The organism is Amycolatopsis sp. NPDC024027 (genome assembly GCF_040638975.1).
Lineage (GTDB): Bacteria > Actinomycetota > Actinomycetes > Mycobacteriales > Pseudonocardiaceae > Amycolatopsis.
In genome coordinates this window covers 44,171-57,747 of the sequence record NZ_JBEZYY010000019.1, presented here as the reverse complement: position 1 = coordinate 57,747, position 13,577 = coordinate 44,171, and the positions used below count along the sequence as shown (strand labels likewise).

The following is a 13,577-nucleotide window of genomic DNA, read 5'->3' as shown; positions in this document are numbered from 1 at the left end:
TGAAGCAGGCCAGTCCGCGGGTATCTCAGCAGTCCACTTCACCGGCGCCCGCGACCAGGGACTCCGCGAGCGCGGTGCGCACGTAGAGCACGTGACGTCCGGCACGATGCCGGTTGACCAGGGCCGCGGCCTTGAGCACGCCGAGGTGCTGCGACACCGCCCCGGCGCTCAGCCCGGTCCGGCGGGCCAGTTCCGCGGTGGACGCCGGGGCGGCCAGTTCGGCCAGCAGCAGCGCGCGGCCGCGGCCCACCACGGCGGCCAGCGCGCCCGGCGCGGTGGCCGTGCCGGTCTCCCACAGCGTGGCGATCCCGCGCGGCGGATAGCGCAGCACCGGCTGCCAGCGCGCGTCGGTCTTGGAGAACACCCGCGGCCAGACGAACGCCGAGGGCACCAGCACGAGGCCGCGCCCGTCGAGCGGGACGGCGGCGTGCAGGTGCCGGTGCGCGACCGTGAGCGTGCCGCCCTGCCAGCGGACCAGCGGGGTGAGGTCGTTGAACAGCTCGGCGGCCCCGCCCTGGGCCAGCAGCCGGGACCGGTACAGCACGTCGGCTTCGAGCAGCGCCCGGATCCGCGGCCAGTCGGGGGCCAGCACGAGGTGCCAGTACCGCTCCATCAGCGTCGCGAGCCGCTCCAGGCCCGCCTCCGGCTCGCGGTGGAGGCGGGTCAGCGCGGGCGAGCGCGGCCCGGCCATCGCGTCGAGCTCGCGCCGGACCAGGCGGGCGGGCACGTCCCGCAGGTCGGCGAGCTCGTCGGCCAGTTCGGGCAACGGCGTCGACGGCGTCCCGGCCAGGAACCCGGGCAGGTGCCGCAGCGGGACGAGGTCGCGCAGGAACCCGATGTCGAGGCCGGCTCCGGCCAGCGCCGCGGTGGCGCGCTTGATCCACGGCAGGTGCAGGGCGTGCTGCCCCGGCTGGTTCAGGACGCGGACGCTCGCCACGATCTCCCAGGCCGGGGAGAACGCGAACCGGGTGTGCGCCAGGTCCTCTGTGGAGAATGCCAGGTCGAGCACTGCTGCCTCCTGCCGGCGGGATCCGGCGCAGTCTAAGACCCTCCCTTGTGGACGATCGGCCGGGGCTCGGAAAGCCCTTGCGGGAAGGCGAAAAGCCCGCGCGGGTCATACTTCCGGGCGACGGCGCGCAACCGCGGCAGGTTCACCCCGTAGTACGCCCGGGCCCAGTCCGGCATGTCCGGGTCGAGGTAGTTGACGTACCCGGTGGTGCCGAACTCGGGCCCCAGCCCGTCGCGCACCGCGGCCAGCGCGCGCCGGGCTTCGGCTTCGCCGCCGTCCTCGGGCGTGGCGCCGTGCAGGAACTGGAAGCTCGCCAGGGCGGACCGGTGGGGGAAGGCGGTCTCGCGGTCTCCGACGCGGGCGATCGCGCCGCCGGCGGAGTCGACGAGCGTGCCGACGCGCGGCGCCCGGGTCAGCACCTCGACGACCGCGGCCGGATCGGTGACGGGCCGCAGCAGCATGCGCGAAGTCCCGACGTAGGCCGCGCGCGCCGCGACCGCGCCGGGCCGGCCCTCGTGGTCGTCGAACGAGCGCATCGCGGCGAGGTGGCCGGTGACCCGCGCCTCCCGGTCGGCCGGTGGCGTGCCCACGCGGCGGACGAGGTCGTCGAGCAGTTCCTTCAGCCGGGCTTCGCTGCCGAGGAACGTCCCGCTGGTGACGGCGGTCGCCGCGTCGATGTTCACCCCCGACCACAGCTCGTCCGGCATCCCCGGCAGCCACTCCTGCCAGGCGGCCAGCAGCGCGGCCTGCGTGCCCGGCGGGAAGGTGAGCTTGAACGTGCCGACGTCCGCGATGGGCACGGTCCGGAAGGTGAAGCCGGTGACGATCCCGAAGTTGCCGCCGCCCCCGCCGCGCAGCGCCCAGAACAGATCCGGCTCCGCCGCCCGCGACACCGTGCGCACCCGGCCGTCGGCGGTGACGATCCGCGCCGCCTCCAGGTGATCGCACGTCAGTCCGTGCTTCCGGTCGACCAGGCCGACGCCGCCGCCGAGGGCGAGCCCGGCGATGCCGACGGTTTCGCACGAGCCGGCCGGCAGGACCCGGCCGTGGGCGGCCAGCGTGGCCGCGATCGGCCCCAGCCGGGCACCGGCGCCGATCGCCGCGCGGCCGTCCGGACGCACGTCGATGCCCGAAAACCGGCTCAGGTCCACCACGATGCCGCCGTCCACAGTGGAATACCCGGGATAGCTGTGCCCGCCGCCGCGTGCGGCGACCGGCAGCCGGTGCCGGGCGGCGAACCCCACCGCGGCCTGGACGTCCTCGACGCGCGCCGCGCCGACGACCGCGGCCGGCATCCGGTCGTCGTACATCGTGAAGAAGCCCTGCTTCGCCTCCGGGTAGGCCGGGTCACCGGGCCGGAACAGCGGCCCCGAAAGCCGGGCGCGGAGCCGCTTCCAGTCGTCCGGCGGCGGCCACCCCGCCAGGCCCGCCACCGGCACCGCCCCGGAAATCCGCAAGAAAGCCCGCCTGTCCACGCCACCACTCCCCCGCGCCGCGCCTCCCCCGGGGGCATTCGGCTGGTCCCGGGGGCCTTGCCTTGCCGTGACCAGGGTAGCGGGTGTGTGATCGAGGACACATCTCGTCCACCAGCCGTTCGCCGAGGAGTCGTCATGGCCGACAAACAAGCCAAGAACGCCGACACCGGGGCCGCCGTCGCTGTAAACGACCCCGCCAAGGTCCGCAACGTCGTGCTCGTCGGCCCGGCCGGTTCCGGGAAGACCACCCTCGCCGAAGCCCTGCTCGCCGCCTCCGGCACGGTGCCGCGGGCGGGCTCGGTGGTCGACGGCACGACGGTGTGCGACCACGACCCGGCGGCGGTCCGCCAGCAGCGCTCGGTCGGCCTCTCGGTCGCGCCGGTGCTGCACCAGGGCCACAAGATCAACCTGATCGACACGCCCGGGTACGCGGACTTCGTCGGGGAGCTGCGGGCCGGGCTGCGGGCGGCCGACGCGGCGTTGTTCGTCGTCTCCGCCGCCGAAGGCGTGGACGCGGCGACGGTCGCGGTGTGGGAGGAGTGCGCCGCGGTCGGGATGCCTCGCGCGGTCGTCGTCTCCCGGCTCGACCACCACCGGGCCGACGCCACGGCCGAGATCGCCGCCTGCCAGGCCGCGTTCGGCGCCGGCGTGCTGCCGCTGTACCTCCCCGCGGGCGACGGCCTGGTCGGGCTGATCACCCAGCGGTACTTCGACTACTCCGGCGGGCACCCGCCGACGGTCGGCGAGCCCGCCCCGGCCGACCTGGAGCGGCTGGCCGAGGCCCGCAACGAACTGATCGAAGGGATCATCGCCGAGAGCGAGGACGAGTCCCTGATGGACCGCTACCTCGCCGGCGAGGAGATCGCGGAGGCCACCCTCATCGCCGACCTGGAGACCGCGGTCGCCCGCGGCTCCTTCCACCCCGTCATCCCGGTGTGCGCGACCAGCGGCGTGGGCCTGGCCGAGGTGCTCGACGGCATCGTCCGCGCGTTCTCCTCCCCGCTGGAGCACCGGCCCCCCGACGTCACCACGCCGGACGGCGGCGAGCACGCCGCGATCACCGCCGACCCCGCGGGCCCCCTCGCCGCGGAAGTCGTCCGGACGGCCGTGGACTCCTACGTCGGCCGGGTGTCCCTCGTCCGGGTGTTTTCCGGCACGCTCCGCCCCGAACGCCCGGTGCACGTGTCCGGACACGGCCTCGCCGAGCGCGGCCACGAAGACCACGACGCCGACGAGCGCGTCGCCCACCTGTATTCGCCGCTCGGCTCTTCCCTGCGGGAAGTGCCCTACTGCGTCGCGGGCGACCTCTGCGCGCTGACGAAGGTCGGCTCGGCCGAGACCGGCGACACCGTCTCCTCCCCCGACGACCCGCTGCTGATGGAGCCGTGGGCGATGCCGGAACCGCTGCTGCCGGTGGCGGTTGTCGCGAAGACCCGCAGTGACGAGGACACCCTCGCCCGCAACCTTTCCCGGCTCGTCGCCGGCGATCCGACGCTGCGGCTGGACCGCAACGCCGAGACCGCCCAGCTGGTGCTGTGGTGCATGGGCGAGGCCCACGCCGACGTCGTGCTCTCGCGGCTGCGCGCGGGCGGCGCGGACGTCGACACCGAGCCGGTGAAGATCAGCCTGCGCTCGACGTTCGCCAAGCCGGCCAAGGGCCACGGGCGGCACGTGAAGCAGTCCGGCGGGCACGGCCAGTTCGCCGTCTGCGACATCGAGGTCGAGCCGCTGCCGCGCGGCGGCGGCTTCCAGTTCGTGGACAAGGTCGTCGGCGGCTCGGTGCCCCACCAGTTCATCCCGAGCGTGGAGAAGGGCGTGCGCGCCCAGCTGCAGCGCGGGCTGGCGGACGGCCACCCGGTGGTCGACGTCAAGGTCACCCTGGTCGACGGCAAGGCGCACAGCGTGGATTCCTCGGACGCGGCGTTCCAGACGGCGGGCGCGCTGGCCCTGCGCGAGGCCGCGGCGAACGGGCACCTCACGATGCTCGAGCCCCTGGAGGAGGTGGCGATCCGGCTGCCGGACGAGCACCTCGGCACGGTGCTCGGCGACCTGTCGTCCCGGCGCGGCCGGGTGCTGGGCACCGAAGCGGGCGAAGGCGGCCGGACGGTGATCCGGGCCGAGGTCCCGGCGACGGAACTGCTCCGGTACCTGATCGACCTGCGCTCGATGACCTCGGGCACGGCGACGTTCACCCGCCGCCACGCCAGGTTCGAGCCGATGCCGGAGGGAATGGCGGTCCACTAGCCCGACCGCAACGGACGACACGCGTACCTGGCCGGACGACACGCGCACGTGGATGGACGACACGGCGGAAAGCCGAGCCGGCCGCCGTGTCGTCCGCCTGGGTACGCGCGTCGTCCGGTCGGGCGGGCCTACGCGGTGAAGTCGAAGCCGCCGGGGCGGTTGTTCCGGTCGGCCAGGAGGCCGGCCAGCGTGGCCAGCGCGATCTCCGGCGGGGTGCGGGAGCCGATGTTCAGCCCGACCGGGCGGTGTACCCGGGCGATGTCCGCTTCGGCGACGCCCAGCCCCCGCAAGGCGGCCACGTGCGGGCCCGGGTGACGCGGGTTGCCGAGCACGCCCACCCACCGCGGCTCCCCCGCGAGCGCGGCCTTCAGCACCGCCCCCAGCTCGGGCCGGTGGTGATCGGTGACGACCACGTCCGCGGACGCGTCGAGGGGCGGCAGCGTCGTCTCCGCCTCGAACCCCTCGGGCACGTCCGTGCCGCGCGCGGCGTCGGGCTCGAACAGCGCCACGCGGTACCCGAGGTCCTTCGCGAACTTCAGCAGGTACCGGGACACCGGCGACGCGAACACCGCCACCAGGGTCCGCAGCCCCGGATCGGCCGGAGCCGTGCCGTGGGCGACGTCGCAGGTCTCGCTCATGCCGCCCAGTGTGTCAGCCGCCGGCCTGCTCGCCCACCGTCACGCGGAACTGCCACAGGTCGGTCTTGCCCTTCACGAGCACCAGGTACCCGTCGCTCACGCGCAGCACCAGCCGGTTCCGCGGCGACGACGGCCGCGGCGGCCGGTGCTGCTCGGCGAGCGGTCCGACGCGCCGGGGGCCGCCGTGGTTTCAGAGCTCTTCGAGCACGCTCAGCCGGAAGTGGAACGTCGACGTCCGGCCGTCGACGATCACCAGGTACCCGCCCGGCCCGCGCAGCACCTTCCGCGACTTCGGCGACCACGGGTAGGCGGGCTGGTACTCGTGCGCGAGCCGCAGGGCCTCGGCCTCGGCGGTCTCCTGGTCGGGCAGTGGAAACGTCTCCGACAGCGACCAGTTCCGGTTGTCCCCCATGCCGCGCTGCTCCTCGACGACCACCCACCACATCTCAGACCTCCGGCTCCGCGAATTCGAAGTACTCCGGCAGCGGCGCGGTCCCGGCGAGGCGGAAGTACCGCACCTTCCGCCGCCGCCGCAGGCGCAGCGTGTCGCGGACGGCGTCGTTGTGGACGCGGCGGGCGATCACCACCCGGTGCTCGGCGTCGGTCAGCTCCTCGGCCAGCTCGGCCGGCAGGCCCGTCCGGTCGACGCGGCCCAGCCGCAGCGTCAGCTCGTTCTCCGCGGCTTCGCGCTCGGCCCGGGGCGCCGCTTCGGCGCGTTCGGCCGACGTCCGCAAGCCCGTGTCGCCCAGCACCAGAGCGACCGCCCGCGCCACCACCGCCCGGCGCGCCAGCGCCGAGTCCAGCGCGGCCCAGCCGGCGTCCGTGCGGACGTGCAGGCGGTCGAGCCGGTTCGCCGTCGCCACCAGGAAGAGCCCGCCCAGCACGACGATCACCGCCAGCACCGGGAGCAACCAGCCGAGCACGCTCACCGGGCGGGCTCCCGCTCCGGCGCCGCGACCCGCCGGGGGTCGGCGGCGACGGCCGTCTCGTAGACCCGCAGCACCTGCGTGGCCACCACCGACCAGTCGTACATCGTGACGCGCTCCCCCGCCGCCGCGGCCAGCGACGCCCGGCGCGCCGGGTCGCCGAGCAGCTCGCGCAGCCCGTCCGCGAGCGCGGCCGGGTCACCGGTCTCGACGAGCTGGCCGGCGCGGCCGTCGTCGAGCACCCGCCGGAACGAGTCGAGCCCGCTGGCCAGCACCGGGGTCCCGGCCGCCATCGCCTCGGTGAGGATCATCCCGAAGCTCTCGCCGCCGGTGTTGGGCGCGCAGTAGACGTCGACGCTGCGCAGCGCCTGGGCCTTCACGTGGTCGTCGGCCTGACCCAGCAGCTCCAGGTGGGGGGCCAGCTCCGGCCCGGCGTCGCGGCGCAGCTGGTCTTCGTCGCCGCGGCCGACCACGACCAGCCGCAGGTCTTCGAACTCCGGGAGGATCCGCCGCAGCGCCTCCAGCAGCACCCCCATGCCCTTGCGCGGCTCGCCGAACCGGCCGACGAACCCGACCGTGCCGCCGGCCCGCGGGTAGCCGGGCAGCGGCAGCGCCGAGGAGAAGAATTCGACGTCGACGCCGTTGGGGATCTCCACGGCGTCGCCGCCCGCGTGCTCGACCTGGACCCGGCGGGCCAGCGCGGACACCGCGATCCGCGCGGTGATCTTCTCCAGCAGCGGCCGCAGCACGGGCTGGAACGCCGACAGCGTGCGGGAGCGGGTCGTCGCGGTGTGGAACGTCGCCACGATCGGCCCGTCCGCGATGAGCAGCGCCAGCAGGGACAGGCTGGGCGCGGCGGGCTCGTGCAGGTGCAGGACGTCGAAGTCGCCGTCGCGGATCCAGCGCCGGACCCGCGCGTAGGAGACGGGACCGAACTGCAGCCGCGCGACCGAGCCGTTGTACCGGATGCCGAGCGCCTTGCCCGCCGGGTGCACGAACTCCGGGAGTTCGGCGTCTTCGTCGGCCGGTGCCAGCACCGACACCTGGTGCCCGCGGGCGAGCAGCGCCTTCGTCAGGTCGATCACGTGCCCCTGGACCCCGCCGGGCACGTCGAAGGAGTAGGGGCACACGATCCCGACCCGCATCGGCCGCGTGGCCACCGGTCAGCTCGCTTCTTCGAGGCTGACCCGCTCGGCGGCCTCGAGGTCGGCGGGCCAGAACTTCTGCACCATGTGCCAGTCGGCCGGGTGCGCGGCGATGTCGCCGGCGAAGATGTCGGCCAGTGCCTGGGTGGCCGCCGGGACCTCGGCCCGCGCGGTGACGCGGATGCGCGGGTGCAGCCGGATCTGCCAGCCGTCCTCGGTGAACCAGCAGCCGGCCGGGATCAGCGCCGCGCCGGTCGTCGCGGCCAGCCGCGCCGGGCCGCCGGGCAGCCGGGCGGGCTCGCCGAAGAACTTCACCGGGATGCCGCTGGTGGTGAGGTCGCGGTCGCCGACCAGGCAGACCGCCTTGTTCTCGCGCAGGCGTTTCAGCAGCACGCGCATCGCCGAGCTGTCCCCGGTGAGCGGCACGATCTCGAAGCCGAGGGACTCCCGGTACTCGACGAACCGGCGGTAGAGCGACTCGGGCTTCAGCCGTTCCGCCACGGTCGTGAAGCCACCCAGGTAGTCGGCCAGCCAGACGCCGGCGATGTCCCAGTTGCCGCTGTGCGGCAGGGCCATCACCGCGCCGTTGCCCTCGGCCAGCGCCGCGTCGAGGTTCTCCACGCCGGTGATCGAGGCCGCGACCTTGGCGCTGACCTCCTTGTGGTCCATCGACGGCAGCCGGAACGTCTCGTGCCAGTACCGCGCGTACGAGCGCATCGCGCGCCGCGTCAGTTCGTCGAGCTCGGCCGGGTCGGCCTGGGGCACCACCCGGGCGAGGTTCGCGCGCAGCTGCCGCACGCCCCCGCCGTCCCGGCGGACGGCCAGGTCGGCGCCGAGGGAGAAGACCGTGCCGCCGAACCCGGGGGGCAGCCAGCCGGCCAGCTTCCAGCCGGCCGCATAGCCGAACGCGCTCAGCCGCTCGGTCAGCCCACTCATGCCGGTTGCTCCCCCGGAGCGGCCTCGCGGGCCGCCTTCGCCACGGCGGCGAAGCGCTGCACCAGGGTGACGACCGATCCGGCGGCGAGCAGCCAGAGCGTCACGTCCACGGTGTACGGGATGCCGAAGCCGTGCAGGCCGGTACCGACCAGCGCGATGATCAGCCGCTCGGCGCGCTCGACGAGCCCGCCGTCGACCGGCAGGCCGGAGGCGTCGGCCCGGGCCTTGACGTAGGAGATGACCTGGGCGAGGACCAGGCACAGCAGCGCCGCGGCGGCGGCCGGGTGGTTGTCGTCGACGACGAAGCACCACCAGGCGATGGCGGCGAACAGGGCGCCGTCCACCAGCCTGTCGCAGGTCGCGTCGAGCACCGCGCCGAACGGGGTGCCGTAGCCGCGGGCGCGGGCCATGGCGCCGTCGAGGATGTCGAGCATGGCGAAGCCCCACACCGTGAAGGTGCCCCACAGGAGGTGGTCGTTCGGGAAGAAGACCAGCGCGCAGACCACCGCGCCGGCGGTGCCGAACACGGTCATGGCGTTCGGGGTCAGCCCGGCGCGGACCAGCGCCTGGCCGATCGGATCGGTGACGCGGGAGACGGAGGCACGCGCGAAGATATTGAGCATCGGTTCGTCGAGGCACCTGGCTACGAGGGTCGGGTGGGCGAATGCAGCCTATCCACCCACCTCGGCCCTCCCGACGCGCCGCCCCGGGTCAGCCCGATTTCGTGAGCTCGCCCTCGTGCTCCCGCGCCTCTTCGGCGGCCGCCGCGGCGGCACACTTCGGCGACAGCTGACGCCGGATGGCCGCGCTGATCTCGCCGAGCGCCGTGACCTGCTCCGGCGTCAGCGGGTCGAACAGGCTCTCCCGGACGGCTTCGACGTGCCCGGGCGCGGCCGCTTCGAGCGCGGCGAAACCGGCGTCGGTCAGCACCGCCCAGGCGCCGCGCTTGTCGGTCGGGCACGCCTCGCGCCGGACCCACCCGTTCGCCTCCAGCCGCGCGACGGCGTGCGAAAGGCGGCTGCGGGACGCTTGCCGGGCGTCGGCGAGCTCGCTCATCCGCAGCCGGCGGCCGGGCGCTTCGGAGAGGGCGACGAGGACTTCGTAATAGGTGTGCGGCATGCCCGAGTCGTGCTGCAGCTGAGCCTCGAGGTGCGCGCTGAGCATGCGGGTGGCCGCGTTGAACTCACGCCAGACGCGCTGTTCGTCGTCGCTGAGCCATCGGGTTCCGGACATAACCCCATCATACTCTCGGTTGAACACTCAATCAGGAGTTTTCGCCGGTCGGAGCCACGATGGTCCAGACGAGTGCGGGCCGGGTGTCACCAGGCGTCGGCGAGCAGGTCCCTCGTCTCCCCCAGCAGCTGCGGGAGCACCTTCGTCTGGCCGATGATCGGCATGAAGTTGGCGTCCCCGCCCCACCGCGGCACCAGGTGCTGGTGCAGGTGCGCGGCGATGCCCGCCCCCGCGATGACACCCTGGTTCAGGCCGATGTTGAAGCCGTGCGCACCGGAGGCCGCGCGGATCACCTTCATCGCGTGCTGCGTGAACTCCGCGACCTCGCGCGTCTCCTCGACGGTGAGATCGGTGTAGTCCGCGACGTGCCGGTACGGCACCACCATCAGGTGCCCCGGGTTGTACGGGTAGAGGTTCAGCACCGCGAACACGAGGTCGCCGCGGGCGACGATCAGGCCGGTTTTGTCGTCCAGCGAAGGGATCCGGCAGAACGGGCAGCCGGTGTCTTCGTCGCCGTCCGGCTTGTCCTGGCCCTTGATGTAGGCCATCCGGTGCGGGGTCCAGAGACGCTGGAAGGCGTCCTGGACCCCGATGCCCTGCTGTTCGACGAGTTCGGGACCCTCGCTCACCGAACGATCGTCTCCAGCGCCTCGGCCGACGGCGACGCGTTCTCGCGGCGCGCGACCCACTCCGCGATCGCCTCGACCGCCTTCGCCACCGGCACGCCGTTGATCTGGCCGCCGTCGCGGAAGCGGAACGACACCGCGCCCGCCTCGACGTCCTTGGCGCCGGCCAGCAGCATGAACGGCACCTTCTGCGTGGTGTGCGTGCGGATCTTCTTCTGCATCCGGTCGTCGCTCGCGTCGACCTCGGCGCGGATCCCCTTGGCGCGCAACGCCTTCTCGACGTCCTGCAGGTACTCGACCTGGTCGGCGGTGATCGGGATGCCGACCACCTGCACCGGCGACAGCCACGCCGGGAAGGCGCCCGCGTAGTGCTCGGTGAGCACGCCGAAGAAGCGTTCGATCGAGCCGAACAGCGCGCGGTGGATCATCACCGGGCGCTGGCGCGAGCCGTCGGAGGCGGTGTACTCGAGCTCGAACCGCTTGTTCTGGTTGAAGTCCAGCTGGATGGTCGACATCTGCCAGGTGCGGCCGATGGCGTCCTTGGCCTGCACCGAGATCTTCGGGCCGTAGAAGGCCGCGCCACCCGGGTCCGGGACCAGCTCGAGGCCGGAGTCGACGGCGGCCTGCCGCAGCGTCTCGGTGGCCTCCTCCCACTCCCAGTCTTCGCCGATGAACTTGTCGGAGTCCCCGCGGGTGGACAGCTCGAGGTAGAAGTCGGAGAGGCCGTAGTCGGCCAGCAGGTCGAGGACGAACTTCAGCAGCGACCGCAGCTCGCCCGGCATCTGCTCCTTGGTGCAGTAGATGTGCGAGTCGTCCATCGTCAGCCCGCGCACGCGGGTGAGGCCGTGCACCACGCCGGACTTCTCGTAGCGGTAGACCGTGCCGAACTCGAACAGCCGCAGCGGCAGCTCGCGGTAGGACCGCCCGCGCGAGCGGAAGATCAGGTTGTGCATCGGGCAGTTCATGGCCTTGAGGTAGTAGTTCTCCTCGTCGAACTGCACCGGCGGGAACATCGTGTCCGCGTAGTAGGGCAGGTGGCCGGAGGTGTGGAACAGCTCGCCCTTGCTGATGTGCGGGGTGTTCACGAACTCGTAGCCGGCCTCCTCGTGGCGGCGGCGCGAGTAGTTCTCCAGCTCGCGGCGGATGATGCCGCCCTTCGGGTGGAACACCGGCAGGCCGGAGCCGATCTCCTCGGGGAAGGAGAACAGGTCCAGCTCGGCGCCGAGCTTGCGGTGGTCGCGGCGCTCGGCCTCGGCGATGCGCTCGAGGTAGGCGTCCTGCGCCTCCGCCGACTCCCACGCCGTGCCGTAGATCCGCTGCAGCTGCGGGTTCTTTTCGCTACCCCGCCAGTACGCGGCGGCGACGCGGGTGAGCTTGAACGCCGGGATGAACTTCGTGGTCGGCACGTGCGGACCGCGGCAGAGGTCACTCCAGACACGTTCCTTGGTGCGCGGGTCGAGATTGTCGTAGATGGTGAGTTCGCCCTCGCCGACCTCCATCACCTCGGAGGTGTCCACTTCGGACTTGAGGTCGACGAGTTCGAGCTTGAAGGGCTCGTCCGCGAGCTCCTTCTTGGCCTCGTCGACGGAGTCGAAAACGCGCCGCGAAAACTGCTGGGCGCCCTTCACGATCTGCTTCATGCGCTTTTCGAGCGCCTGCAGGTCCTCGGGGGTGAACGGCTTGTCGACCGCGAAGTCGTAGTAGAACCCGTCCTTGACCGGCGGGCCGATGCCCAGCTTGGCGTCCGGGAACTGCTGCTGCACGGCTTGGGCGAGCACGTGTGCCGCCGAGTGGCGGATGACGCTGCGGCCGTCCTCGGTGTTCGCGGCGACCGGCTCGACCTCGGCGTCGGCTTCGGGCGCCCAAGCGAGGTCGCGCAGCTTGCCGTCGGCGTCGCGGACCACGACGATCGTGTCCTCGCCCTTGGTCGGCAGACCGGCTTCGCGGACCGCCGCGCCCGCCGTAGTGCCCGCCGGTACCACCACACGGGAGGCGGCCACGGGGGAAACGGGGGGCGACTGGGACACGATCGGCTCCTCAAGCTGGAGTGACAGAGATGACGCCGTCGATGCTAGTCGGCTGCACTCGCGCGCCTCACGCGCGTGGCGCGAACGCCGGACCGGCCGCCTCCCCCTGGGAAAGCGGCCGGTCCGGTGGTGCTCAGAGGGTCTCGACGACCTGGTCGAAGTCCAGCCGCGGGAGGCGGTCGAACCACGGGTTTTCGCCCGGCTTGCCGACGTTGACGACGACCAGCGAGCGCCACTTCTTGCCGGCGAAGAACTCGTCGTCGACGCCCTGGGCGTCGAAGCCGGTCATCGGGCCGGCGGCCAGCCCGGCGGCGCGGACGCCGATGATGAAGTAGCCGACCTGCAGCAGCGAGTTCAGCTTCGAGAACTCGACGCGGCCCTGCTCGTCGGCGAAGTTGTCCTTGACCCCCGGGTTGTGCGGGAACACCTGGGGGATGTTTTCGTGGAAGTCGACGTCGGCGGCGAGCACCACGGTCAGCGGCGCGGCTTCGGTCTTGTCCCGGTTGCCCGGGGCCATGTGCGGGAGCAGGCGGGCCTTCGCCTCGGCCGTCCGGAGCACCAGCGCGCGCAGCGGCTGGGTGTTCATCGACGTCGGGGCCCACTTGACGAGGTCGTAGATCGCGCGGACCTGCTCCTCGGTCACCGGCTCGGAGCTGAAACTGTTGGCCGTGCGGGCCTCGCGGAACAGCAGGTTCTGCACGTCCGCGGGGAGCTGGAGGGCCTCGGTCTGCTCGGCAAAGGTGGTCATGGGGCTGAGCTTCCTTCCGTTGGGTCGGTACCCCGTGCAACCAGGTTGAGCGTTGAACTATTTCGGGCTCAACTAGTTGCTTGAGTCACAACGGGTCAGCCGATCGGGTCACCGTGGTCTCCTCGGGTGCCGGTAATCCGGGCCAACGAGGGCAGGCGGGCGTGCCGAGCGGGTGCCCCGGCACGGGTGCCCGGCCGGCCACAGGTGTCGCGAATGACTCATTCGGGACGTCGGAGGTCCCGAATGAGTCATTCGCGACCTCTCGGCTGTGCGCGAAGTCTCTCGGGCTCGGCGGCCGCGACGCTAGCGTGGGCCCGTGGACACCTGGCGCGTGATCGCGACGGCACTGCTCGCGGCGGCCGGGCTGCCGCTGATGCTCGTCGTGATGGCGAAGGTGCGCGACCGGACGCAGAGCTCCGGCCAGGTCGCACTCGGCGGGGTGATCACCTTCACCCTGCTGGTCGTGGTGGGCGTGCTCACCCTCACCGTGCTGCCCGGCCTCGTGAGCTGGGCGCTCGTCGCGGCGGTCGCCGCTGCGGTCAGCGTCATGCTGCTGGCCAGCTGAGCGCT

The 13,577-nt window shown here is 72.8% G+C and carries 14 protein-coding genes; 2 read left to right on the top strand and 12 right to left on the bottom strand.

Annotated elements, in window-relative coordinates; all coding sequences use genetic code 11:
- Positions 1 to 25: 25 nt before the first annotated feature.
- Together AB0F52_RS36470 and AB0F52_RS36465 are read right to left on the bottom strand one after the other, a co-directional pair.
- A complete protein-coding gene (locus AB0F52_RS36470) occupies positions 26 to 1,009 on the bottom strand; it encodes a DUF5937 family protein (protein ID WP_360180811.1) in 984 nt (327 codons plus the stop codon).
- A 32-nt stretch (positions 1,010 to 1,041) separates the two neighbouring features.
- Complete coding sequence (locus tag AB0F52_RS36465) at positions 1,042 to 2,484, bottom strand: FAD-binding oxidoreductase (protein ID WP_360180809.1); 1,443 nt, start codon at positions 2,482 to 2,484, stop codon at positions 1,042 to 1,044.
- Positions 2,485 to 2,619: 135 nt separating this feature from the next.
- Here AB0F52_RS36465 and AB0F52_RS36460 point away from each other — a divergent pair, with 135 nt between their 5' ends.
- Complete coding sequence (locus AB0F52_RS36460) at positions 2,620 to 4,728, top strand: elongation factor G-like protein EF-G2 (protein ID WP_360180807.1); 2,109 nt, start codon at positions 2,620 to 2,622, stop codon at positions 4,726 to 4,728.
- Positions 4,729 to 4,856: 128 nt separating this feature from the next.
- On the opposite strand, the gene AB0F52_RS36455 is transcribed toward AB0F52_RS36460, so the two are convergent.
- The 10 genes from AB0F52_RS36455 to AB0F52_RS36410 all read right to left on the bottom strand — a co-directional run bounded on the left by AB0F52_RS36455 (position 4,857) and on the right by AB0F52_RS36410 (position 13,007).
- Positions 4,857 to 5,366 (bottom strand): XdhC family protein, encoded by a 510-nt coding sequence (locus AB0F52_RS36455; protein WP_360180805.1) that lies wholly within the window; start codon positions 5,364 to 5,366, stop codon positions 4,857 to 4,859.
- Between the two features lie 190 nt (positions 5,367 to 5,556).
- Complete coding sequence (locus AB0F52_RS36450; RefSeq protein ID WP_360180804.1) at positions 5,557 to 5,811, bottom strand: hypothetical protein; 255 nt, start codon at positions 5,809 to 5,811, stop codon at positions 5,557 to 5,559.
- A 1-nt stretch (position 5,812) separates the two neighbouring features.
- On the bottom strand, positions 5,813 to 6,295 hold the full coding sequence (locus AB0F52_RS36445; protein ID WP_360180802.1) for an NUDIX hydrolase: 483 nt from the start codon (positions 6,293 to 6,295) through the stop codon (positions 5,813 to 5,815).
- On the bottom strand, positions 6,292 to 7,437 hold the full coding sequence (locus AB0F52_RS36440; RefSeq protein WP_360181130.1) for a glycosyltransferase family 4 protein: 1,146 nt from the start codon (positions 7,435 to 7,437) through the stop codon (positions 6,292 to 6,294). Before AB0F52_RS36440 ends, AB0F52_RS36445 begins: the two co-directional genes overlap by 4 nt.
- Positions 7,438 to 7,455: 18 nt before the next feature.
- A complete protein-coding gene (locus AB0F52_RS36435; RefSeq protein WP_360180800.1) occupies positions 7,456 to 8,373 on the bottom strand; it encodes a phosphatidylinositol mannoside acyltransferase in 918 nt (305 codons plus the stop codon).
- Complete coding sequence (pgsA, locus tag AB0F52_RS36430; RefSeq protein WP_360180798.1) at positions 8,370 to 8,996, bottom strand: phosphatidylinositol phosphate synthase; 627 nt, start codon at positions 8,994 to 8,996, stop codon at positions 8,370 to 8,372. The genes AB0F52_RS36435 and pgsA overlap by 4 nt, the downstream gene beginning before the upstream one ends.
- 88 nt (positions 8,997 to 9,084) lie before the next feature.
- Positions 9,085 to 9,606, bottom strand: coding sequence for a MarR family transcriptional regulator (locus AB0F52_RS36425; protein ID WP_360180796.1), 522 nt, complete (start codon positions 9,604 to 9,606; stop codon positions 9,085 to 9,087).
- 86 nt (positions 9,607 to 9,692) lie between these two features.
- The gene (locus AB0F52_RS36420) at positions 9,693 to 10,235 is read right to left on the bottom strand and encodes an HIT domain-containing protein (protein WP_360180794.1); all 543 of its coding nucleotides are present in this window, start codon (positions 10,233 to 10,235) and stop codon (positions 9,693 to 9,695) included.
- Positions 10,232 to 12,259 (bottom strand): threonine--tRNA ligase, encoded by a 2,028-nt coding sequence (thrS, locus tag AB0F52_RS36415; protein WP_360180792.1) that lies wholly within the window; start codon positions 12,257 to 12,259, stop codon positions 10,232 to 10,234. The genes AB0F52_RS36420 and thrS overlap by 4 nt, the downstream gene beginning before the upstream one ends.
- A 133-nt stretch (positions 12,260 to 12,392) precedes the next feature.
- Complete coding sequence (locus AB0F52_RS36410; RefSeq protein WP_360180790.1) at positions 12,393 to 13,007, bottom strand: malonic semialdehyde reductase; 615 nt, start codon at positions 13,005 to 13,007, stop codon at positions 12,393 to 12,395.
- Positions 13,008 to 13,323: 316 nt separating this feature from the next.
- Here AB0F52_RS36410 and AB0F52_RS36405 point away from each other — a divergent pair, with 316 nt between their 5' ends.
- Positions 13,324 to 13,572, top strand: coding sequence for a hypothetical protein (locus tag AB0F52_RS36405; RefSeq protein ID WP_360180788.1), 249 nt, complete (start codon positions 13,324 to 13,326; stop codon positions 13,570 to 13,572).
- Positions 13,573 to 13,577: the final 5 nt, after the last annotated feature.